This is a genomic window from Thiorhodovibrio litoralis, from assembly GCF_033954455.1.
Classification (GTDB): Bacteria; Pseudomonadota; Gammaproteobacteria; order Chromatiales; family Chromatiaceae; genus Thiorhodovibrio; species Thiorhodovibrio litoralis.
Genome location: NZ_CP121473.1, coordinates 473,606 through 496,456 on the forward strand (window position 1 = coordinate 473,606; position 22,851 = coordinate 496,456).

Here is a 22,851-nt window from a genome sequence, read left to right on the forward strand (position 1 = left end):
GATGGAAATATCCGAAGAGGGTCTAATCCGGAAATTGACGTTCTCAAACCGGCTTGTAGATTTCCCCGCCGGTGTTCCGAAATTCCGCAGCCTTCTCTTCCAGCCCCGCATCCAGGGCGCGGGTTTCGTCGCTCAGGGCGTGGGCCTTGGCGTACTCGCGCACGTCCTGGGTGATTTTCATCGAGCAGAACTGCGGGCCGCACATGGAGCAGAAATGCGCGACCTTGTGCGAGTCGTGCGGCAGGGTCTGGTCGTGAAACTCATGCGCGCGCTCGGGGTCGAGCGCCAGGTTAAATTGATCTTCCCAGCGGAACTCGAAGCGCGCCTTGCTCATGGCGTTGTCCTGCACTTGGGCGCCCGGCAGGCCCTTGGCCAGGTCCGCGCCATGCGCGGCGATGCGGTAGGCGATGATGCCGTCGCGCACGTCCTGCTTGTCGGGCAGGCCGAGGTGCTCCTTGGGGGTGACGTAACAGAGCATGGCGGTGCCATACCAGCCGATGTTGGCCGCGCCGATGGCGGAGGTAATGTGGTCATAGGCCGGCGCGATATCGGTGATGATGGGGCCGAGCGTGTAAAATGGCGCCTCGTAGCAGTCGGCGAGCTCTTTGGTGACATTCTCTTGGACCATCTGCAGGGGCACGTGGCCGGGGCCCTCGATCATGACCTGCACGTCGCGTTCCCAGGCGATCTTGGTCAGCTCGCCCAGGGTTTCCAGCTCGGCGAACTGGGCGCGGTCGTTGGCGTCGGCCAGGCTGCCGGGGCGCAGGCCATCGCCCAAGCTGAAAGCGACATCATAGGCGGCCATGATGTCGCAGATGTCGCGAAAATGGGTGTAAAGAAAGTTCTCCTGATGATGCGCCAGGCACCATTTCGCCAGGATGGAGCCTCCGCGCGAGACGATGCCAGTGACCCGGTCGGCGGTGAGCGGGACGTAGCGTAGCAGCACCCCGGCGTGGATGGTGAAGTAGTCCACCCCTTGTTCGGCCTGTTCGATCAGGGTGTCGCGGAACAGCTCCCAGGTGAGTTCTTCCGGGCGGCCGTCGACCTTCTCGAGCGCCTGGTAGATGGGCACGGTGCCAATTGGGACAGGCGCGTTGCGCAGAATCCATTCGCGGGTCTCATGGATGTTCTTACCCGTCGACAGGTCCATCAGGGTGTCGCCGCCCCAGCGCGCGGACCAGACCATCTTCTCGACTTCCTCGGCGATGCTGGAGCTCAAGGCAGAGTTGCCGATGTTGGTGTTGATCTTCACCCGGAAGTTGCGCCCGATGATCATGGGCTCGAGTTCGGGGTGGTTGATATTGGCCGGGATGATGGCGCGACCGCGGGCGACCTCGTCGCGCACGAACTCCGGCGTGATGGTCTCGGGCAAATTGGCCCCGAAGGCCTCGCCGCGATGCTGGCGCAGGAGCTTCTCGTAACGCGGGTCGGCGCGCAGCTCATCGAGCTTTAGATTTTCGCGCAGGGCGACATATTCCATCTCTGGCGTGATGATCCCCTGGCGCGCGTAGTGCATCTGGGTGACATTCTGCCCAGGTTTGGCGCGGCGCGGCGCGCGGCGATGCTCGAAGCGCAGGTGATCGAGCGACGGGTCCTGAAGACGACCCTGGCCGAAGGTGGAACTCGGTCCCCCAAGCTGCTCGGTGTCGCCGCGCTCGGCAATCCATGCGTCGCGCACATCGGGCAGGCCGCGCAGCAGGTCGATGGTCGCGTCCGGGTCGGTGTAGGGGCCGGAGGTGTCATAGACCGGGATGGGCGGATTGTCTTCCGGTCCCTGATTGGTCTCGGTTGGTGTCTGCACGACCTCGCGCAGCGGCACGCGCAGATCGGGCCGCGAGCCTTGCACCCAGACGCGGCGGGAGGCCGGAAAGGGCCGCGTCACCTCGGCGGACAGGCGCGTGCTGGTAGCGACAAAATCGGCGGGAAGAGTGCGGGGCGGGGCGTTCATCGCGGCTGTCCTCATCAAACCGCACGGCGCGCATCCGGGCCGGCGGCGGTTAGTCGGGTCTTGGCCGCACGGGTGGGGCGGGAGAAGAGTATCAGCCGGGCCGCGTTATAAAGATACCTTGTTGGGGCACCTGATTGGCCGGCCGCATGATCCCCACTTCCCTCCGCCGGTGCGAACCGGATCAGGTGCTTAAGGGTGTTTCTCAGCCCGCAGTTCGCGTGGGCACCCCCAGCAGGATGTATCAGCACGCTAGCCCAAGGCGCGGGGGATTTCAAGCGCGGAAAACCCGATGATGGCCATGCCGGTTTTGAGCTTTCCCGCTCGCAATGCCTCGGGGTTAGAATGGCCACCTGTTCAGTCAATCGGAGAGGGCTCATTCATGATCGCACTCATTGTCATTCTGGTTATTTTGGCGCTGATGGCGTTTTGGGGGATGGCGGCCTACAACGGGTTGATCGCCGCTCGCAACAATGTCGGCAATGCTTTTTCGCAGATCGACGTCCAGCTGCAGCGCCGGCATGATTTGATCCCGAATCTGGTCGAGTCAGTCAAGGGCTACATGAAGCATGAGCAGGAGACGCTGAATCAGGTGATTTCCGCGCGCGCAGCGGCGCAGCAGGCGCAGATACAGGTGAAGGGCGACCCGACCGATGGCGCCGCCATGGCGACACTGGCCGGTGCTGAGACGGCTCTCGGCGGGGCGCTTGGGCGGCTGTTTGCGCTGGCCGAGAATTATCCGGACCTGAAGGCCAATCAGAACATGCTGATGCTGCAGGAGGAGCTCTCAAGCACCGAGAACAAGGTCTCCTTCTCGCGCCAGGCGTTCAACGACGCGGTGCTGAATTACAACAATCGCCTGCAATCCTTCCCGGTTAACCTGTTTGCCGCTAATTTCAACTTCAAGCAGGCGCAGATGTGGGAAATGGAAGACACCGCCGCGCGCGAGGTGCCCAAGATCAGCTTCTGAACGGGTTTGTCATCATCCGTGCCGCAGTCCGCGCTCCAGCAGGGCCTGACTTCCGACTCATGACTGGTAATCATTGATAGGTTGCCGGTTACTGATCCCCCGTCACTGATGTCCAAACGCTGATCGCCGACGACTTATTTTCAGGCACTAACCATGGACTTCTTCGCTGCACAGGCGCGGGCGCGCACCAACACTCGGCTGCTGATGCTTTACTTCGGCCTGGCGCTGCTGGTCATCACACTTGGCGTTTATGTCTTGGCGCTGTTGCTAGTTGCCAGCGCATCAGATGGCAATTTCAGCGCAAGCGGCGAGTTGCCGCGCTTGCTCTGGTGGCGCCCGGGTGTGCTGATGACGGTTCTGGTCGGTGTCGGGCTGGTTGTTGGCGGCGGAAGTCTGGTCAAGATCGCCCTATTGCGTCGCGCCGGCGGTGCCGGCGTGGCCGAGTCGCTGGGCGGGCGGCGGGTAGAGCGCGACACCACGGATTTTGCTGAGCGGCGCCTGCTGAATCTGGTCGAGGAAATGTCGCTGGCCGCCGGCATGCCGGTGCCGCAGGTTTATGTACTCGACAAGGAAACGGGTATTAACGCCTTTGCTGCCGGTTTTTCCCCAAATGAGGCCGTGGTGGCCGTGACCCGCGGCTGCCTGGAGCGATTCAACCGCGATGAGCTCCAGGCGGTGATCGGCCATGAGATGAGTCATATCGTTCATGGCGACATGTCCCTGAATCTGCGCCTGATGGGGGTGATCTTCGGGCTGCTGATGCTGTGGATGCTCGGGCGCTGGTTGTTCGCGCTCGCGCCAAGGCGCGGCAGCGGGAACAAAAACCAGGGCAATCAGCTGGTCCTCTTTGGTCTCGGGTTGTTGATTCTGGGTGCTGTGGGTTTGTTCTTCGGGCGGTTAATTCAGGCCGCCGCCTCGCGCCAGCGGGAATATCTCGCCGATGCCTCCGCGGTGCAATTCACCCGTAATCCACTCGGGTTACGGGACGCGCTGATCAAGATCGCCCGCGCCGGCTCCGGGTTCGCGACCCCCGCAGCCGAGCAGGCGAGTCATTTGTTCTTTGCCGATGGTGTCGGTCGGGCGCTCAAGGGCGGTAAGCGCGCGCCGCGCCGCGTCCAGCAGCGCTCCGGCTGGCTCGCCACGCACCCGCCGCTGCTGCAACGCATTCAGCGGCTCGATCCGCATGTTGATGCGGAGAGCCTGTTGGGTGCTTCCCCAATACCCTCCCAAGTAGCCCCCCAGACAGCCTCCCAGACAGCCGGTTCCGCCGGGATGTCGGGCAGGGTTGCGTCCCTCGATTCCGATGCTGGCATGGTGGCTGGTTTCGCTGCCGGTCAGTCGGCGTCCGGGCCCTTGGTTGCGCAAGAGTCCACCGCCGTGCATCGCGGCCTACCTCCCGGTGAGTTCCCGAATGAGCCCCTCGGCGGGCAGAAGGGCGAGCTTCAGGCCGAACCCCAGGCTGCCGACTTGGTGGAGAGCGCCGGGCAGCTTGATGGTGGGCATCTGGCCTATGTGCAGTATCTGCTCGCACAGATCCCGCCAGCGCTGCAGCAGGCAGCGCATCAGCCAGCATCAGCGGCTGTTCTCGTCCGTGCCTTGTTCTGTCTGAGTCGCCCGGAGCAGGGCGAACAGCGCATCCGGGCACTGGCGCAACCGAGCGATGGTGCCTTGGCCGAGCAGGTGCGCCAGCTCTCGGCGCTGCCGGCGCAGACGCAGTTGCTGCTGTTCGATCTGGCCATGCCAAGTGTCGCGGCGCTGTCAAAGCCTGATCGTCATGCGCTGTTGCAGGTGCTCGGTCAGCTGGCGCAGCCGGATCTCGATGCGGGTCTGTTCGACCTGCTGCTCTTGGTCAGGCTCTATGCGGGCGCCTCCGAGGATGGGGAGTCCGTTGGTGCTGAATCAGGCTCCGATGCCAAGGCGCTGCGCAGCGGCAATCAGGGGGCGGCGATGAATCTGCTGTTCTCTGGCTTGGCGCTCGCGGCTGGCAGCGGGCCGGACAGCGAGCGCGCCTTCGCGGTGGCCTGTGAGCGGGCGCCGGTGCCTTACGCCTGGCGTCTGCTGCCTGGCGCTCAGCTCACGCCTGGCGCATTGATCGGCGCCTGTCGGCGTCTGGCGCGGCTGCACCCAGAGCGCAAGCGCGCGCTAGTGGGCGCCTGCGAGGCGGCAGTGATCGAAAACAGCAGCGTCAGTCTGGCCGAGGGGCAACTGCTGCGCGTGATCTGCGCGCTGCTTGCTGTGCCTGTGCCGCCATTGCTGCCGGGTCAGTTGCGCTATCTCGCGTCTGCGGAGTCGGTTGAATGGCCGTTGCGCCTGAGTCTGTAGCGAGCGCCACCGGCACGCCATCGCAGCCCTCCAAGACCCGCCGCCTGTCGGCGAAGTGGACCTATTTTTCCGCGGTGCTTGGCGCGGCTGCGGTGCTGTGCTTTATTGCGTTATTCGCGCTCTATCAGTTGCGCGAGGATGCACTGGAGAACGGCTACGCGACGGCAGAGACCTACGCCCGCGCCTTTGAAGACTTCGTCACCCAGACATTCAATCTCACCGAACTGCTGGCGGCGCGGCAGGATTGGGCCACTGTGATGGCGGATCAGACTGCAGCCGAGCGCGAGCAGACGCTGAGCGCGGCCATTTTGCATGTGCCGAGCATGCGCTCGCTGTCGCTAGGAACAGGGGGCCGGATTGTCGCAAGTTCCAATGCCGATAACCTGGGATTGGAGATCGATTGCCGCTCTTTCCTGCCGCTCAGCCAGCAGCTCGGGCTGCTGCGCCTGGGGCCGCCCTGGACTGGACGCGACTTCGCCGGTGCTCGGGAATCGACGCCGCTCGCGCCGATTTCCGGAACCGCGCTGGCTTTTCTGCCGCTGTGCTATCGGCTTGAGGCCGGGCGAGGGCTGAAGCTGCTTGGCGCGCTGAACCCGGACTTCCTGATCCAGCATTTCGACCAGGCATTGCCGCTCGACAGGGGGCAGGTGGAACTGCTGCGCATCGACGGCCGGCGCCTGCTCAGCACCGATCCGGCCCAGCCCATGGGCGACGTCAGCCCGCATGCGGTGCCGACGGCTGGGGTAGGAAGCGGGCATTTCGGGCGCTTCGCCCCGACGTCCTCCAGTGACGGGCTGCTGTCCGTCTACCGCTCCTCGTCGCTCTATCCGGTGGTGGTGCTGGTGCATCTGGATCGGGCGCGCGTGCTGGATAATTTTCGCCGCACCGAGGCCATTGTGCTGGCCGTTATCGTGCCGACGCTGGCGGTCTTTCTGGTGCTCGCGGTGCGTTATTCACGCCAGCGGGACAAGGAGTTTGAGCTGCGGCTGAGTATGGCGCAGGCGCAGCGGGCGAACCAGGCCAAGAGTGCCTTTCTGGCCAACATGAGCCATGAGATCCGCACGCCGATGAATGCCATTCTGGGCATGAGCTGGCTGGCGCTGCAGACACCGCTGGCACCCCAGCAACGCGACTATGTGCTGCAGATTGAGCGCGCCGGCAAGGCGCTGCTCGGCATCATCAATGACGTGCTCGACCTGTCCAAGGTCGAAGCCGGCAAGCTCGTTATCGAGCGCGCACCCTTTCGCATCGGCGATGTGATTGCCGATCTCGAAACCCAGATCGGCTTTCTGGCGCGCGAGAAACGGATCGACTTCCAGGTCGCGGTGCGGGCGGATATCGACCGCCCAGTGCTTGGTGATCCGCTGCGGCTGCGCCAAGTGCTGACCAATCTGGTCGGCAATGCCATCAAGTTCACCCCCGAGCAGGGGCGGGTCAGCCTTGAGGTGACAGCTCCGGATGCGCCCGCAGCGCGGGGCCAGCGGCCCTATTGCTTTGCGGTGCGCGACTCAGGCATCGGCATGAGCGCCGAGCAGCTCAAGCTTTTGTTTCAGCCCTTTACCCAGGCCGAGGCGTCGACGGCCAGGCGCTATGGTGGCACCGGCCTGGGCTTGAGCATCAGCCAGCGCCTGGCGCGCCTGATGGGTGGGCGCATTGAGGTCGAGAGCACGCCGGGCCAGGGTAGCTGCTTTCGCCTGCTGCTTGAGCTCGAGCCGGCTGCTGAAGAAGCGCAGAGTGCTGGGTCCGATGCGCTGTCATCCGGGAGCGTGTTCCCCGAGATGCCGGATTCCCGGGTGTTGGGCGCCGAGATCTCGGCTGTCGACCAGCAGGTGCTGACCGGCGCCAGATTGCTGCTAGTCGATGACAATGCGGTCAACCGCCAAGTGGCGATGGGGATGCTGGCGACCCTCGGTATTCAGCCGGAGCAGGCCGCCAATGGGGCCGAGGCCATCGCACAGGCCGAGCGCATGCTGTCCGAGTCAGGCGGTATCGACGTCATCCTGATGGACGTGCAAATGCCGGATATTGATGGCGACGAGGTGACGCGCCAGCTGCGAACGCGCGCAGCCTTCGCGCAGGTGCCCATCATCGCGATGACGGCCTATGCCATGCGCAGCGAGCGCGAGCGCTGTCTCGCAGCCGGCATGAACGATCATCTCGCCAAGCCAATCGACATCGCGGGGCTGAAACGGGTCATCGCGCGCTGGGTCCTGCCCGCGCTGGCGCGACCTGGCGAGACTGAGGCTGATTCCGGTTCCGGTAACGCCGGTTCATCAGGAGCCTCGGTGCCGGCGGCAGTAGCTGAGTCGGCAGGCGGGCCGACGATCGCCGGTATCGACCTGGCCGATGGGGCCTACCGTTTCGGACAGGATGCCGAGCTGTTCCTGTCGGTGCTGCGTGAGAGCGGCTCGTCCGTCCTTGCCCACCATGGCAAGCTTGAACAGCTGCTTTCGAGTCAGGATGTCGCAGGCGCGCAAGCCCTGGTGCATACCGTAAAAGGCATGGCAGCGAACGTGTCGGCGCGGCGGCTGCATTTGGCGGCGGCTCGACTCGAGGCGTTGCTGACGCCCGAGCGGTTGAATGCTTCTGATGCGGTATCGGCGCAACAGGAATATAGCCGCGCTTACGATGAGGTCAAAGCCGGACTCAGCGCGTTGCTGGAACGGCAGGAGGAGCAAAGCGGATGATGAATGGACGGACGCTGGGATGGCGTTTGTGGCTGCTGACGGGGCTGATTGTGATGCTGTGTTCGCCTGTGGTAGCAGCCGAGAATCGCCTTGAGCAGATCGTCGCAAGCGGTCGCGTGCGGGTGTGCATTTGGCCTGAATACTATGGCATCACCTTCCGCGATCCGCGCACGCAGTCGCTCTCTGGTATCGATTACGAGATGGCACAAGCGCTCGGGGACGATCTCGGCGTTGAGGTGGAGTTGGTCGACAGCAGCTTTGCCGAGCTGATCGCGGACATTGAGCAGGACCGCTGCGATGTCGCTATGTTTGCCATCGGCATCACGCCGGAGCGCGAGCGCCAGCTGCGCTTTACCACGCCGCATCTGGCCAGTGATATCTACGCCGTGACCACCAAGGCCAATCGGCGCATCGGCGACTGGGACGATATCGACCGCGAAGGCGTGGTGGTTGCTGTGGCCAAGGGCACCCTGCATGAGCCCATCATGCGCCAGCGGCTTGAGCGCGCGACGCTAAAAGTATTTGACACTCCCTTCGCGCGCGAGCAGGAGGTGCGTTCCGGTCGCGCCGATGTGTTTATGACGGACTATCCCTACGGCAAGAAGATGCTCGACACCGTCGACTGGGCGCGGCTGATCGCGCCGGGGGCCGAGTTTCATATCACGCCTTACGCCTATGCACTCAAACCCGGCGATGATGCCTGGCATGCGCGTATGCAAGACTTTGTGCAAACCATCAAGCAGGACGGTCGCCTGGCCGCAGCAGCGGAAAGAAATGGCTTGTCGCTGCTGTTGGCGAAGGATCAGGAGAAAGATGACCTCGGCTCTGTACCCATCGACCCGCAAGGGGACTGAATCGGCAAGCCGGTGACAGGCAGAAAATTCGAAGACAGAGCCAGGAGGCTGTGCACCAGCGGCAAGCCTCTTTACGCGCCATAGCCAACTTGGACATAGCGGTCTTAGAGCTCGTGCAGCACGGGCTCTAATAGGGTCTCTTGTCGGCCATGAACAGACCTTGCATCTTCCATGCCTATCCGGTTGGCTCCCAAAATTGGCGCGACGGGAAAGCGGCTCATGCTTCCACTCAGGTTGTCGGCCCCGGACCGAAGGAAAACAGATGCTTGCAACTGGAATGATAGTGGATGGCGTTTGAGCGCTAGTGTTGCAAGCTCAATCGGAACGGTGTGGGAGGCAACCGGATAGGCATGGCATCTTCGACTTCCACCGGCAGCAATGAAAGCCTGACCAGACTTCGAGTCGCCGGCCACAGCATTTGTTGGACGAAGCTGCTAGCGTGGAGAAAGACAACGCGCCTCGCAACCGGATATGCTTACCGAACCAGGTAAGAATTAGGCTGGTGTTTCTGCTCTGCGGGCGGCCACTCTCGGCGAATGCAGACTGAGCGCGCTAGACTCGACCATGATCCTGTTGCCTAACCGATACCCTAAAGGAACAGTCCGCACACAAAAAGCCCGATAGCATGAGTCACCATCGACACCCTCAGTGCCGGGCTAGCCATGAAGGCCGTAAGACGCAGATTTTTCTTTAACAAAAGGAAATGCTAGTCACAATTGCTCGGCATCATATTTTTTTCAATTAAAAAACAGATTCCGAAAAAATAGATATTGCTGCCATCCCACTTCCCCCGCCTTGTCAATCGTTTTTTTCTCGAGATTTAAATGTTTAAAATCGGCCTTGATCATAAGTCGAGCCGAAACTCAGTGACCAGGTCGGGAACCCCATGCCAAAGCATTGCGCAAACAATAACTTAATCTTCCTCTGCACCGCCTGGCAGCCCAAGGTGGCCCGACTTGTGATCAAGGCATTAAAATCAAGCTATTACACGCAAATCGATTAGTCCGCATGCGCGGCATCCTCTCTCCTCCTCAGGCTTGTCCAACGAACGGTTCAGATCGTCGCTCGCTTCGCACAGACGATCTAACCTCATTCGTTTCACCATTCCTTATAGTTCCCGCTTGCAAGCGAACCATAGTCACTGAAAAAATCGAGTTCCCATATCTTCTTGCCTGCTCTCCTAGGATTGTTCTTAAAGTATTCATTCCTCTCGTCAAAATGCCGGGAAATAGCGATTTTCATCTCTTGTTCGTTGGCATAATCCGAATGGTGAATGACGGCCTTCTTCATGATTCCAAATACCGATTCGATCACATCTAGGAATTGGGCACACGCGGGCAGCGGGATAAACTCGATTATCGGTCCAGTTTCCATTTTTATAGTAACTTCGTTGAACCCATCAAGCCATGAAACAAGTTTATTAGAATTATGCCAAGAAGCAGCGTCCCATGTAATGTAGATTCGGGACTTGTCAATATGCTGATTAAACAAGAGTTCGATCAAGTCAATCATCGTATTGGAATCTTTCGCCTTGCAGAAAAAGGCAGTGACTTGATTGGTGGTCGCGCTCAATGCACCGGCTAGAGATCATACCATTACCCATATCTCCCCGCCCCAGCGTCGTCCGGGGCTGGACACAGCTCCCGAGTTCTGCTGAGATGCCCTTTCATCTTCAGCAAGGGGACGGGAGACCATGGACCAAGCGATTCCAAGCCGTTTATGTGGGCGCCCTTTCAACGAGACCGACTTAGCGCGCATTCGCCAGGAGATCGCGCTGGCGCAGCCGCCGCTGCGCGCGGAGATCGCTCGGCGGGTGTGCCGCGCGCTGGAGTGGACCGATATCCAAGGCCGCCCCAAGCTCATGAGTGCCCGGGTGGGACTGCTGCGGTTGCATCGTGCCGGGCTCATTGTGCTGCCGCCACCGACCTGCGGCAATGGCAATGGGCGGCGCTTCGTCCCGCGCCCCGAGTCCCGGCCCGAACCGATCCCAGTGTCCGTCCCGCTGCGCGCGCTCAGCGGCTTGCGCCTGGCGCGCGTTGATGATCGAAGGGCCTCGCAATTATGGAACGGCCTGATCGAGCGCTACCACTACCTCGGCTACAGTCCCCTGCCTGGTGCGCAGCTGCGCTACCTGATCCAGTGGGATGGCGGTCTGCTCGGCGCCATCGGCTTTGGCGCGGCGGCCTGGAAAGTCGCTGCCCGCGACCGCTGGATTGGCTGGACGCCCGCGCAGCGCCAAGCACACCTGGGACGGGTGCTCAACAACGCCCGCTTCCTCATCCTGCCCTGGGTGCAGGTCAAACACCTCGCCTCCAAGGTGCTGTCCTTGGCCGCGCGGCAAGTCAGTGTCGACTTTCCCGCCCGCTATGGCGAGCGTCTGGTGCTGCTGGAGACCTTTGTCGAGACCCCACGCTTTGCCGGGACCTGTTACCGTGCCGCCAACTGGCACGACTTGGGCGAAACCACCGGGCGCGGCAAGTGCGACCGCACCCATCGGGCCGCGCTGCCGCGCAAGGCGATCTATGTCTACCCGCTGGCGGCGGACTTCCGCGCCGCCCTGGGGGTGGTGGCATGATCGCGCTGGCCTCTGAACTGCAGGACATCTCTCTGGGCGACAAGCGCCTGAATCATCGCGCCCAACAGGTGCTTGAAACCCTCGGCGCCAAGCCGACACAAAGTATTCCCGGGGCTTGCAACGGTTGGTATGAGACCCGGGCCGCCTATCGCTTTTTCGATCATCCCACGGTCACCGCCGAGCAGATCCTCGCACCCCATTTTGCTTGTACCGAAGAACGTCTGCGCGAGCATCCGCGGGTGCTGTGTATCCAAGATACCAGCGAGCTGGACTATACAACCAAAAAAGGCATTGTCGGTCTTGGGCCACTGAACTTTGAGAGCCGCTATGGGATGTACATCCATCCCACCTTGGCGGTCACGCCCGAGCGCCTCGCGCTGGGGCTGCTGGATTTGCACACTTTTGTGCGCGAGCCCGGTAGCCTGGGCCAGGACAAAGACTCGCGCCGCCCACTGGAGGAGAAAGAAAGCGTGCGCTGGGTCGATGGCTACGCGCGCGTCAATGCGCTGGCCGAGGAACTGAGCGACACGCGCTTGACCTATGTTGCCGATCGCGAGGGCGACATCTACGACCTGTTTGTTGAAGCGCCCATCCCCGAGAACAGCGCCGATTGGCTGGTACGGGTGCAGCATCGCGACCGCTGCTTGGCCGATGGCAGAAAGCTCAATGAGGCCCTGGACGCCGCCCCGGTGCTCACCGAGATCACCTTCGAGCGTCCCGCCACCAAGGGGGCCAAAGCACGCCAGGTCACGCAGGAGATCAAGGTGGTGCGCGTGACCCTGAAGGCACCCTGGCGCCCGGATCGCACCTTGCCCGATGTCACGGTCACGGCTTTGCTGGCCACCGAGGTCAATCCGCCCGCCGGCGAGGAGCCACTCAACTGGCTGTTGCTGACCAATCTGGCGGTGCAGAGCGCCCAAGAGGCCATCGAGACGCTCTCCTGGTATCTTTGCAGGTGGCAAGTGGAAATTTTTTTCCGGATCTTAAAAAGTGGCTGCCGCATCGAGGAGCTGCAGCTCGAGACGCGCGAGCGCCTGGAGCCGGCGCTCGCTTTGTACATGATCATCGCGTGGCGGGTGCTGTACCTGACCATGCTCGGGCGCGAGTGCCCGGAGTTGCCTTGCGATGCGGTCTTTGCCGAGGAGGAATGGAAGGCGGTCTATCTGGTCACCCAGAAACAAGCGCCACCCGAGCAGCCGCCCTCGCTCGATACCATGGTGCGCATGGTCGCCTCCCTGGGCGGCTTTCTCAACCGCAAATCCGATGGGTTCCCGGGACCGAAGACGCTCTGGATTGGGTTGCAGCGCATCCCCGATTTTGTCATGGCGCTGGAGGCTTACCGCAGCGTCAGGGATAGTTATGGGTAATGGTATGGCTAGAGATACAGAACCTCTGTGAGATTGCATTTGCGGAAATGTATTTATGGTTCCTTTCTTCATATACGTTCGTCCACCGTACTTCTTGACGCGGATCGGGCCCATTTCATCCACAAAGAAAAGCAGCTCTTCCGGTTGCAGGGAACGTAAGGTGCGGCAAAGTAGCTCAACCTTTTCCCGATACGCTGGGTCAGCACTTGTTAACACCTGACGCGCTCGGCGCATCGTATAGCCCGATTTCCGTAGATATCTTCTTGCGGTGGCTGCACTTATAGATTCTTTATATTCTTTTTCAAATGCTTCGACCAGGCTGCTTCCAGTCCAGCTTGCCCTGTTGATCCCATATGTTCTTGGCGGTTGATGAAAGATCTCTAATACGCGAGTGGCATCACGCTTTGCTTTCGTCTTATTTGGAAAAATGCGTCTTTTGTGAGGTACGAGACCTGAAATTCCGCGTATTGAGTAAGCACTAGACCAGCGTTCTATGGTTGCCTCCGAAATTCTAATACACCTACAATAGTCGGCTTTCATACCTTCAGCGCGCTTGTAATCCTTTAGCCGGTCAAGGACGTACTTCTTTTCCGACGGCCCTAAAATTGATGAATATCGCTGCGACTGACGATCGCAATCCTTACTGCCTAATGCACACAGAAGGCGCACTCTGACCGACTGCGTAATAAGGCACCTTCGCAAGTGACCGACAAGGTTTTCTAATCTGTTGATGTCCTCGCAAGGATCGCGATTGATCGACTGTTTTATGGCAAGAAGATATCGTCTGATCGTAGCGTAGCTAACCACAGGGACCCAGCCCTGATGCTTTGCGACTTCAATTAGATTGTCATAGTGCTTCTGAAAACTCCAACTTCTATGCCTCTTGAATTGCCTGAGCAGATATTTATAGCTTTCATTGTCAAGTCTTCGGTGAGCTCCTAAATCTGATCGACGTCGAGCTAACTCTTTTATTGGAGCATTGTCGGTCTTTAGCGCCAGGTAATACCATCTTTCGATAGTTGAGAAGCTAAACTTAACATCTCTACCGGAGAGTGGATGTTTCCAGGTTCGCTCTGAGAGTCGTTGTATCTCAACTGTAAGTTGACCTACATCGAAGCGCGAGAAAATGAGATGGTTGACGACTCCGTATCGAAAGTCACCCCATAGTAAAAGGCTTTGTTTGTCATCAGTAATTTTTGAGTTCTTTAGCATAAAGCAAATTGAATTGGTTAAGGGACTACTTGTGGTAGTTATTCTTGCTACACGATTGCCGGTGTAATCTGCTAAATTGTTCTGTACAGGCCGCTCATTATGTAGCAAATGAAAAAGCGACATGTGCTGGGCTATTTGTATCGGAATCTAGTGCCATACAACCCTGCACGCCACTGTCAGTACTCCTTTTGAAGACAGCTCCCAACAAGAATAGACCACCGATCAGTAGAATCGGATGGAGGTTATCATGCCACAATTGGCACACGACCTTTTCGTGGTAGATGCGACGTTTCTTGTCAAGAAAAGCCAACAGGCTTTCTTGGGCGCATCACTGCTTGAGGTGGATGGCATAGACCATACCTTTACCTATGGAGTTTGTCGCGAGTTTCTTCGGCTCCGACAAGCACTAGGTGCGGCGAGACTCGGCGTGATCTTTGGCAGCGAAACCTATGCCGAATCGGCCGATGCCCAGAAAGTCAATCGCACAGCCCAGCTGCTGAAGGATCTGGGCTTGCGGGTAGTCGACGAGCCAAAGTACTCCATCGTTGATATCTGCATGGCGAGCATAGATAATGCGAGCCATTTCGTCTCCGAAAACACCGCTTTGCTCCAATTCACTGTCCATGGCGCAACAGTGATACTGGTAGATATCCGCATGGGAAACACGGTTTTCAACGCCGACACTGTCCAGACCAAATTCGGAATTGCGCCCGTCCTCATTCCAGACCTCCTCGCCCTCACGGAAGCGCCAAAGGACTCGAGACTCACCACCCCCCAGGCCGTTAGGTTGCTAGAGCGTTTCGGAGGGCTCAAAGAGATACTGAAGGCGATAGATACCGATACTCTCAAACGCCGTTCGACGGCGGCCAAGCTCAAAGGCAACGAAGAGAGACTATTGCTACATCGAGCTCAGCTGGCACCAAGTGGGCAAAAGCCCGAGATCCAAGCCATTGGCTCAGTCGAACGCGACTTAGACACGGAGGAAAACCGAGAAGCTCTTCGTTTACGGCGATTTCACTCTCTTGTTCGCCTCCTCCCGACGCCGAAACAAATACAATTAGAACCCGTTGAAATCAAAGAGCATAAAGGTACCTACCAATCTATAGTGGATGCTGCTTCGCTGCAGCGTCTGGTAACAGCTATACGCGCGACTCGCGTCTGCGCTATCGACACAGAGGCAACTGACAAGGATCCCCATCGTGCAGAACTTCTAGGCGTGTCGTTCTGTTTCAAGAAGGGGGAGGCATTCTATGCCCCGTTGACCGGGGAAGACTTGCGGGATTTGAGCGCCGGTAATGTTCTAGAGGCTTTACAGGAAATCGCCCGGTGTGATGTTGATTTCGTTGGCCACAACGCGAAGTACGATGACGTGCTACTTCGCCGTCATGGAATCACTTTGTCCAGAATAGGATTTGATACGATGCTAGCAGCCCATGAGTGCTTCCATGATTGGGAGTTCTTCAATCTCAAGCATCTTGCGCAGGTCCTATTGGGAAAGACCATCAAGAAATACGGAGACGTTGTCGAAAAGAACAAGAACCTATTGGACGTTCCCTTCCAGCGCTTGGTGCATTATGCCCATACCATTACCCATATCTCCCCGCCCCAGCGTCGTCCGGGGCTGGACACAGCTCCCGAGTTCTGCTGAGATGCCCTTTCATCTTCAGCAAGGGGACGGGAGACCATGGACCAAGCGATTCCAAGCCGTTTATGTGGGCGCCCTTTCAACGAGACCGACTTAGCGCGCATTCGCCAGGAGATCGCGCTGGCGCAGCCGCCGCTGCGCGCGGAGATCGCTCGGCGGGTGTGCCGCGCGCTGGAGTGGACCGATATCCAAGGCCGCCCCAAGCTCATGAGTGCCCGGGTGGGACTGCTGCGGTTGCATCGTGCCGGGCTCATTGTGCTGCCGCCACCGACCTGCGGCAATGGCAATGGGCGGCGCTTCGTCCCGCGCCCCGAGTCCCGGCCCGAACCGATCCCAGTGTCCGTCCCGCTGCGCGCGCTCAGCGGCTTGCGCCTGGCGCGCGTTGATGATCGAAGGGCCTCGCAATTATGGAACGGCCTGATCGAGCGCTACCACTACCTCGGCTACAGTCCCCTGCCTGGTGCGCAGCTGCGCTACCTGATCCAGTGGGATGGCGGTCTGCTCGGCGCCATCGGCTTTGGCGCGGCGGCCTGGAAAGTCGCTGCCCGCGACCGCTGGATTGGCTGGACGCCCGCGCAGCGCCAAGCACACCTGGGACGGGTGCTCAACAACGCCCGCTTCCTCATCCTGCCCTGGGTGCAGGTCAAACACCTCGCCTCCAAGGTGCTGTCCTTGGCCGCGCGGCAAGTCAGTGTCGACTTTCCCGCCCGCTATGGCGAGCGTCTGGTGCTGCTGGAGACCTTTGTCGAGACCCCACGCTTTGCCGGGACCTGTTACCGTGCCGCCAACTGGCACGACTTGGGCGAAACCACCGGGCGCGGCAAGTGCGACCGCACCCATCGGGCCGCGCTGCCGCGCAAGGCGATCTATGTCTACCCGCTGGCGGCGGACTTCCGCGCCGCCCTGGGGGTGGTGGCATGATCGCGCTGGCCTCTGAACTGCAGGACATCTCTCTGGGCGACAAGCGCCTGAATCATCGCGCCCAACAGGTGCTTGAAACCCTCGGCGCCAAGCCGACACAAAGTATTCCCGGGGCTTGCAACGGTTGGTATGAGACCCGGGCCGCCTATCGCTTTTTCGATCATCCCACGGTCACCGCCGAGCAGATCCTCGCACCCCATTTTGCTTGTACCGAAGAACGTCTGCGCGAGCATCCGCGGGTGCTGTGTATCCAAGATACCAGCGAGCTGGACTATACAACCAAAAAAGGCATTGTCGGTCTTGGGCCACTGAACTTTGAGAGCCGCTATGGGATGTACATCCATCCCACCTTGGCGGTCACGCCCGAGCGCCTCGCGCTGGGGCTGCTGGATTTGCACACTTTTGTGCGCGAGCCCGGTAGCCTGGGCCAGGACAAAGACTCGCGCCGCCCACTGGAGGAGAAAGAAAGCGTGCGCTGGGTCGATGGCTACGCGCGCGTCAATGCGCTGGCCGAGGAACTGAGCGACACGCGCTTGACCTATGTTGCCGATCGCGAGGGCGACATCTACGACCTGTTTGTTGAAGCGCCCATCCCCGAGAACAGCGCCGATTGGCTGGTACGGGTGCAGCATCGCGACCGCTGCTTGGCCGATGGCAGAAAGCTCAATGAGGCCCTGGACGCCGCTGCGGTGCTCACCGAGATCACCTTCGAGCGTCCCGCCACCAAGGGGGCCAAAGCACGCCAGGTCAAGCAGGAGATCAAGGTGGTGCGCGTGACCCTGAAGGCACCCTGGCGCCCGGATCGCACCTTGCCCGATGTCACGGTCACGGCCTTGCTCGCCACCGAGGTCAATCCACCCGCCGGCGAGGAGCCACTCAACTGGCTGTTGCTGACCAATCTGGCGGTGCAGAGCGCCGAGGAGGCCATCGAGACGCTCTCCTGGTATCTTTGCAGGTGGCAAGTGGAGATTTTTTTCCGGATCTTAAAAAGTGGCTGCCGCATCGAGGAGCTGCAGCTCGAGACGCGCGAGCGCCTGGAGCCGGCGCTCGCTTTGTACATGATCATCGCGTGGCGGGTGCTGTACCTGACCATGCTCGGGCGCGAGTGCCCGGAGTTGCCTTGCGATGCGGTCTTTGCCGAGGAGGAATGGAAGGCGGTCTATCTGGTCACCCAGAAACAAGCGCCACCCGAGCAGCCGCCCTCGCTCGATACCATGGTGCGCATGGTCGCCTCCCTGGGCGGCTTTCTCAACCGCAAATCCGATGGGTTCCCGGGACCGAAGACGCTCTGGATTGGGTTGCAGCGCATCCCCGATTTTGTCATGGCGCTGGAGGCTTACCGCAGCGTCCGGGATAGTTATGGGTAATGGTATGGCATTATGCCTGCGAGGATGCGGACACAACCTTTCGGCTGTTCGGAGTTCTTAGCAAAGAGCTTGAGATACGCGGGCTGCAATCTCAGTTTGAATCACGGACTATGACCTTGGCATTGCAACTTGGCAGTTGGGAATTCGAAGGAATTCCCGTCGGCGAGCAGCGGCTGCACGCGCTCCGAACGGGTGCCAGCAAGCAAGTTGATACGGCTCGAGAAGCAGTCCAAAGCCACTTGGGCAAGGGTTTCAACGTTGACTCTAACCAGGAAATCCAAGCCGCGTTGTTGGCGGATGAAAACATTGCGGATTTTTTTCGGGGCAAACGACTAACAAACAATCTGTTGGAGGACCTATCCGGCGCCAGTGAGGCAGCTCGCGCGTTGGTCATCTACCGCCGTGAGAAATATGTGCTACAACAAATCGAAGAGCTGATTGAACAGAGCCAAAATGGGAAGGTGCATCCTGTTTTCAGCCAGATCAGTAGCCGATTTGGACAGATTACCGCCCGTAAGCCCAACCTTTTCGCAACAAATGTCGTCCGAGAAGCAGTAGACAAGTCAGTATGGCATCTCTACTCCGACGCTATGCGTTCGTTACAAGCATTGGTCACCTTATCGGGCGACGAGATTCTGTCCACGGACCTGATTGAAGGTTACCCGGCCGATTTCGCTATCTTGGAAGAAAACGTTGATAGATTCTTATTATCGTTGGTCGTAGGCAACAGCAACTCCAAGCTCGCTCGCCAGTTCCTTCTAGAGCAACCTGTCGTTGCCGACCTAAGGCACCGCATAAGCGTACGCTATCGACGCGCATTCCAGTGGGTCGATGGCGTCCACACAGACGCTATCAAATATGGCTTTATAGAGAACGAGGGCCGCAGGTTTTTCGTTGCAGGCCTCGGCAGTTCCGACCTCTATAAGCGTCAACAGGCTATGAATCTGTGCGTGAAGTGGTTGCTTCAATATTAAGGCCGCCGCTCTTCACCAACCCCGAGAGTCACTTCTCGGACGGTTGTTCGGGTCTTCGAAGACATCGATATCGGAGATTTTATTCCCCGTCTGATTTGGTTTGGATTCGGCCTTCATTACTCGTAGATCCAATATCGGTTCTGGGTCGGTAACTGCACCTGGGACGGAACTCACGATACGGCTGTTTCCTCAAGCTCTTAGGTACTCGGTCTCACCGCCGGCGACTGCCGCCGAAGAGCGAGCCCAGGGCGCCGCGCACCAGTTGGCGGCCGAGCTGGCTGCCGACTGAACGCAGGGTGCTTTTCAGCATGGCTTCCATGGGTGTTTGGCGGCTGCTGGAGCGGCGCTTGCCGCTGCTGCGCTGGCCGGCGGAGGTGCGCCCGGACGTCGAGGGCGCGTCCTGGCGCTGCTCAGCCGCTTTCGCGGCCTGCTCGGCCATGGTCTTGAGGGTTTCATAGGCGGAGACGCGGTCGATGGCCTGTTCGTAGACACCACTGACCAGCGACTGGCGTATCAATGCGGCGCGCTCATCAGCGCTGATGGGGCCAAGCCGGCTGCCGGGTGGGGCGATCAGCACGCGTTCGACCGGGGTGGGAATGCCGTCCTCATCGAGCACCGAGACCAGCGCCTCGCCAACGCCGAGCGCGGTGATGGCGGTTTCGGTGTCGATGGCCGGATTTTGGCGGAAGGTCTGGGCCGCCGCGCGCACGGCTTTTTGATCTCTGGGGGTGAAGGCGCGCAGCGCGTGCTGCACCCGGTTGCCGAGCTGGCCAAGCACTGTGTCAGGGATGTCCAGCGGGTTTTGGGTGACAAAATAGACCCCGACGCCTTTGGAGCGGATCAGCCGCACCACTTGCTCGATGCGCTCGATCAGCACCTCGGGCGCGTCGTCGAACAACAAGTGCGCCTCGTCGAAAAAGAGCACGAACTTGGGCTTGTCCGGATCGCCGACTTCGGGTAGTTGCTCGAACAACTCCGAGAGCAGCCACAGCAGGAAGCTGGCATAGAGCGTGCGGTTCTGGATGAGGGATTCGGCGGCCAGGATGTTCACCACCCCGCGTCCGTCGATGTCGGTCTGCATCAGGTCGGACAGATCCAGTGCTGGCTCGCCGAAGAGCGTCTCGCCGCCGGCCTGCTCGAGTCGCAGCAGCCGGCGCAGAATGGCGCCGACTGATGCCTGGGACACATGCCCGACCGTGGTGCGCAGCGCGTCGGCCTGCTCGGAGGCGAAATTGAGGATGGCGCGCAGGTCTTTGAGGTCAAGTAGCAGCAGGCCATTCTCGTCGGCAATATGAAAGCAAATGTTCAGCACCCCTTCCTGGGTGTCGTTCAGCCCCAGCAGGCGCGCGAGCAGCATGGGGCCCATTTCGCTGACGGTGGTGCGGGCCGGATGGCCGAGCGCGCCGCCGATGTCCCAGAAACTGACTGGGTTCTTGTCGTAGCGAAAGCCCAGTGACTCGAGGTCTAATTCTTGAACCCGCTCGGCGACCTTGGCATTCTCGCCGCCGGGCTGGCTGATGCCGGCCAGGTCGCCCTTCACGTCGGCCATGAACACAGGCACGCCGATGCGGCTGAATTGTTCGGCGAGCAGTTGCAGGGTGACGGTCTTGCCGGTGCCGGTGGCCCCGGCAATCAAGCCATGGCGGTTGGCTTTGTCCGAGCGCAGCCAGAGGCTTTGCTCGCCCTTGCCGATCAACAATGGGTCGGTCATGAGAAAACTCCTTGGAGCAAGCTGATGCGTGCATGATCGGCGCAAAGGCGGTGCGCGTCCAGACTTGGCTGGCGAACGGGTTTGACACATGGCGCTGGTGTTTTGCTCCGGCCCACGGCTGTGGCACGATTGGCTGCCGCATTGCCAAGCCGGGGCTGCGCCCTGACAATGGTAACCCGTTGCCCCGAGGAGTCAGGACTTGCGTGCTCGATGAGCCGCCTGGATGAAGGCTGAGCGCCGTCATCTTGCCGGCCGGCCTGCCCCGGAGAGTGACTTCGCGTGATATTGCAAAAGAGTCAGCCCCATAGCGTCTCTCTTGCATTCCCAATTTCGTCATGAACATCCGCCCGACACCCAAGCCCTCGGCGCACTGGGTCCATTTCAACATGCTGTTAGGAGATAAACCCCCATGATGAGAATCATGAATTCTTTGTTAGTTATTTTTGCTGCTTCCACCCTCGCTGTCGGGCTGGCCTTCGCCGAAGCTGATGCGGACCAGGCCGCTGAGACTGCGCCGAACCCGAAGGTCGCGATGGATGTCAGCATCGGCGGGGAGCCGGCCGGCACCATTGAGTTCGAGCTGTTTGCGGATACCGTGCCCAAGACGGCCGAGAATTTTCGTGCGCTCTGCACTGGAGAAAAAGGCGATGATCTCAGCTACGCCGGTAGCCCGTTCCACCGCATTATTCCAGGCTTCATGATCCAGGGCGGGGACTTCACCCGCGGCAATGGCAGCGGCGGTAAGTCGATTTACGGCCGCAAGTTTGATGATGAGAATTTCAAGCTCAAGCACAGCAAGCCCGGCTTGCTGTCCATGGCTAATTCTGGGCCGAACTCCAACGGCTCGCAGTTTTTCATCACAGTCGCGCCCACACCCTGGCTGGACGGCAAGCATGTGGTCTTCGGTGAGGTGACCGACGGCATGGATGTAGTCGATAAAATGGAAGCCACGGGTTCGCGCAGCGGTCGCACCAGTGCGCCTGTGGTGCTGGAGTCCTGCCGGGAGCTGTGAGCGCGCTGCGGCGCGGACGTCAGAAGCTGATGCCGACCCCGCCGCCGCTCCAGCCGGAACCGGCGCCCACGCCGATGCTGATGCGCGGGCGGTAGCCGTCCCAAGTGGCATTCGCTGCGCCGGGGCGGCGAATGCCATACAGGATCGTTTCCGTGACGACCGGCATCGGCTCGCCCGAGCGGGTTTGGGTTTCTACAGCGGCGAGCCGCCCAGAGACGCGCAGGGGCTGGCCGGAGATCAGCTCGGTGGTTTCGAAATAGCCGGGATAGCGCACCAGAAAGCGTCCCTGGGCCGGGGCGTCCCGGCGCACTTGGCAACTGCTGTCGAGTGGCCGGGCGCTGATGACGAGCTCGGTTGCGTCGGACAGGTGTCGAGCATCCATAAAGATGCCGCCCCAGGTCAGATGCTGCCCGAGCGGTACTTGGTCGGACGCCAGAGCGCGCATGGCCGCGGGTGATGGATAGGGATTGGATAAGGTGGCGGGGCACTGACCGCCGTCGCTGGCGCAGCCACTGAGGATGCTCAGGACGCACAGGGCCTTCGCGACCCTGCGTCCTGGACTCTGGTCTTTACCAAATGCCATAGGGCGGACCATACCAGGAAGGACCGCAACACCAGGGGTCGCGGATGAAAGGACCGAACCCAGGTCCCCACCAGCCATAGCCGTAGGGGTAAGCAAGCGCAACAGGTTCGGGCTTGGGCCACAAGTAGGTCGTCAGCGCAGCTACCACCGGGTAGGGGTAGCGATACTCGCCGATGGCATGCGGCTCAACGGCAATGATGGGGCCGACGACGGTGAGTAGTCGATCGAGCGGAAAGCGGGTGGGATCGACGAAACCTTGAAACTCAGCGATGAAACGCCCCGGCGAGTCGGTTTCGATGTCCGGGCGGCCGCTTTGTTCGAGTCGGCGTGCGAGCACTTTGATACGCGTGGTCTCGGGGCCGTTGTCGACCTCAAGGATGCGCCCGCCCCAGCGGGTCGAGCGCCCGAGATAGGCATCCGGTGTTTGCTGAACGGCTGCTAACGAGATGTCGGGCTGGGCCGGGTCGCGGACCGGGACCGGAACCGGACTGGCGCAGGCCGTGAGTAGCGCGCAGCAGAAGCCGAGCGCTAGTAACGGCAGACTAGCGTTCGCACGCCAGCGGTGGCGCCGGCGCCGATATGGGCGCTGATAGCGGTTCTCGGTGGCTGGCCTGTGGGAGTCGAAAGGCACGGAATGGAGTTGAGCAATGAGTGGCGCTTGGATTGAGTATAGGCATTTGCCCGTCGTAATGTCGAAGTCTCGGCG

Annotated in this window: 16 protein-coding genes, 1 pseudogene and 1 riboswitch; of the genes and pseudogenes, 11 read left to right on the plus strand and 6 right to left on the minus strand. The window is 60.4% G+C overall.

Features of this window, described 5'->3' with window-relative positions; genetic code table 11:
- Positions 1–43: 43 nt before the first annotated feature.
- The gene (gene thiC / locus Thiosp_RS02205; protein WP_242518982.1) at positions 44–1,948 is read right to left on the minus strand and encodes a phosphomethylpyrimidine synthase ThiC; all 1,905 of its coding nucleotides are present in this window, start codon (positions 1,946–1,948) and stop codon (positions 44–46) included.
- A 141-nt stretch (positions 1,949–2,089) separates the two neighbouring features.
- Positions 2,090–2,188, minus strand: a riboswitch (TPP riboswitch).
- A 139-nt stretch (positions 2,189–2,327) separates the two neighbouring features.
- Between thiC and Thiosp_RS02210 the strand changes: the two genes are divergently transcribed.
- The 4 genes from Thiosp_RS02210 (at position 2,328) to Thiosp_RS02225 (ending at position 8,778) form a co-directional block, all read left to right on the plus strand.
- Positions 2,328–2,915 carry a LemA family protein gene (locus Thiosp_RS02210; RefSeq protein WP_201068939.1) on the plus strand — a complete coding sequence of 196 codons (588 nt, stop codon included), beginning with the start codon at positions 2,328–2,330 and terminating at the stop codon, positions 2,913–2,915.
- Positions 2,916–3,068: 153 nt separating this feature from the next.
- Positions 3,069–5,237: a M48 family metalloprotease gene (locus Thiosp_RS02215; protein ID WP_201068938.1), complete on the plus strand. Its 2,169-nt coding sequence runs from the start codon at positions 3,069–3,071 to the stop codon at positions 5,235–5,237.
- Positions 5,213–7,924, plus strand: coding sequence for an ATP-binding protein (locus Thiosp_RS02220; RefSeq protein ID WP_201068937.1), 2,712 nt, complete (start codon positions 5,213–5,215; stop codon positions 7,922–7,924). Before Thiosp_RS02215 ends, Thiosp_RS02220 begins: the two co-directional genes overlap by 25 nt.
- Positions 7,921–8,778 carry an ABC transporter substrate-binding protein gene (locus Thiosp_RS02225; RefSeq protein WP_242518981.1) on the plus strand — a complete coding sequence of 286 codons (858 nt, stop codon included), beginning with the start codon at positions 7,921–7,923 and terminating at the stop codon, positions 8,776–8,778. Before Thiosp_RS02220 ends, Thiosp_RS02225 begins: the two co-directional genes overlap by 4 nt.
- A 1,098-nt stretch (positions 8,779–9,876) precedes the next feature.
- Here the strand turns inward: Thiosp_RS02225 and Thiosp_RS02230 are convergent.
- Positions 9,877–10,350, minus strand: a complete 474-nt coding sequence (locus Thiosp_RS02230; protein WP_242518979.1) for a transposase — start codon at positions 10,348–10,350, stop codon at positions 9,877–9,879.
- A 121-nt stretch (positions 10,351–10,471) separates the two neighbouring features.
- On the opposite strand from Thiosp_RS02230, the gene Thiosp_RS02235 reads away from it, so the two are divergent.
- Together Thiosp_RS02235 and Thiosp_RS02240 are read left to right on the plus strand one after the other, a co-directional pair.
- The gene (locus Thiosp_RS02235) at positions 10,472–11,353 is read left to right on the plus strand and encodes a DUF4338 domain-containing protein (RefSeq protein WP_323696489.1); all 882 of its coding nucleotides are present in this window, start codon (positions 10,472–10,474) and stop codon (positions 11,351–11,353) included.
- Positions 11,350–12,720 carry an IS4 family transposase gene (locus Thiosp_RS02240; RefSeq protein WP_323696488.1) on the plus strand — a complete coding sequence of 457 codons (1,371 nt, stop codon included), beginning with the start codon at positions 11,350–11,352 and terminating at the stop codon, positions 12,718–12,720. The genes Thiosp_RS02235 and Thiosp_RS02240 overlap by 4 nt, the downstream gene beginning before the upstream one ends.
- Positions 12,721–12,969: 249 nt before the next feature.
- Here the strand turns inward: Thiosp_RS02240 and Thiosp_RS24635 are convergent.
- Positions 12,970–14,055 (minus strand): annotated as a pseudogene (locus tag Thiosp_RS24635) (hypothetical protein); the annotation flags it as partial.
- A 124-nt stretch (positions 14,056–14,179) separates the two neighbouring features.
- On the opposite strand from Thiosp_RS24635, the gene Thiosp_RS02245 reads away from it, so the two are divergent.
- The 4 genes from Thiosp_RS02245 to Thiosp_RS02260 are packed head-to-tail and all read left to right on the plus strand — an operon-like array spanning position 14,180 to position 18,839.
- Positions 14,180–15,580 carry a hypothetical protein gene (locus Thiosp_RS02245; protein WP_323696806.1) on the plus strand — a complete coding sequence of 467 codons (1,401 nt, stop codon included), beginning with the start codon at positions 14,180–14,182 and terminating at the stop codon, positions 15,578–15,580.
- Between the two features lie 36 nt (positions 15,581–15,616).
- Positions 15,617–16,498 (plus strand): DUF4338 domain-containing protein, encoded by an 882-nt coding sequence (locus Thiosp_RS02250; RefSeq protein WP_323696489.1) that lies wholly within the window; start codon positions 15,617–15,619, stop codon positions 16,496–16,498.
- Positions 16,495–17,865: an IS4 family transposase gene (locus Thiosp_RS02255; RefSeq protein ID WP_323696602.1), complete on the plus strand. Its 1,371-nt coding sequence runs from the start codon at positions 16,495–16,497 to the stop codon at positions 17,863–17,865. The genes Thiosp_RS02250 and Thiosp_RS02255 overlap by 4 nt, the downstream gene beginning before the upstream one ends.
- Positions 17,865–18,839, plus strand: coding sequence for a DNA polymerase (locus Thiosp_RS02260; protein WP_201068892.1), 975 nt, complete (start codon positions 17,865–17,867; stop codon positions 18,837–18,839). Before Thiosp_RS02255 ends, Thiosp_RS02260 begins: the two co-directional genes overlap by 1 nt.
- A gap of 211 nt (positions 18,840–19,050) precedes the next feature.
- Here Thiosp_RS02260 and Thiosp_RS02265 read toward each other — a convergent pair whose 3' ends face one another.
- Positions 19,051–20,550: a helicase HerA-like domain-containing protein gene (locus Thiosp_RS02265; protein ID WP_201068891.1), complete on the minus strand. Its 1,500-nt coding sequence runs from the start codon at positions 20,548–20,550 to the stop codon at positions 19,051–19,053.
- A 421-nt stretch (positions 20,551–20,971) separates the two neighbouring features.
- On the opposite strand from Thiosp_RS02265, the gene Thiosp_RS02270 reads away from it, so the two are divergent.
- Positions 20,972–21,562 carry a peptidylprolyl isomerase gene (locus tag Thiosp_RS02270; RefSeq protein WP_274607974.1) on the plus strand — a complete coding sequence of 197 codons (591 nt, stop codon included), beginning with the start codon at positions 20,972–20,974 and terminating at the stop codon, positions 21,560–21,562.
- A gap of 19 nt (positions 21,563–21,581) precedes the next feature.
- Here the strand turns inward: Thiosp_RS02270 and Thiosp_RS02275 are convergent, their stop codons facing one another.
- Positions 21,582–22,145, minus strand: a complete 564-nt coding sequence (locus Thiosp_RS02275; protein ID WP_201068890.1) for a Slp family lipoprotein — start codon at positions 22,143–22,145, stop codon at positions 21,582–21,584.
- Positions 22,132–22,776 carry a Slp family lipoprotein gene (locus Thiosp_RS02280; protein WP_201068889.1) on the minus strand — a complete coding sequence of 215 codons (645 nt, stop codon included), beginning with the start codon at positions 22,774–22,776 and terminating at the stop codon, positions 22,132–22,134. Before Thiosp_RS02280 ends, Thiosp_RS02275 begins: the two co-directional genes overlap by 14 nt.
- Between the last annotated feature and the right edge of the window lie 75 nt (positions 22,777–22,851).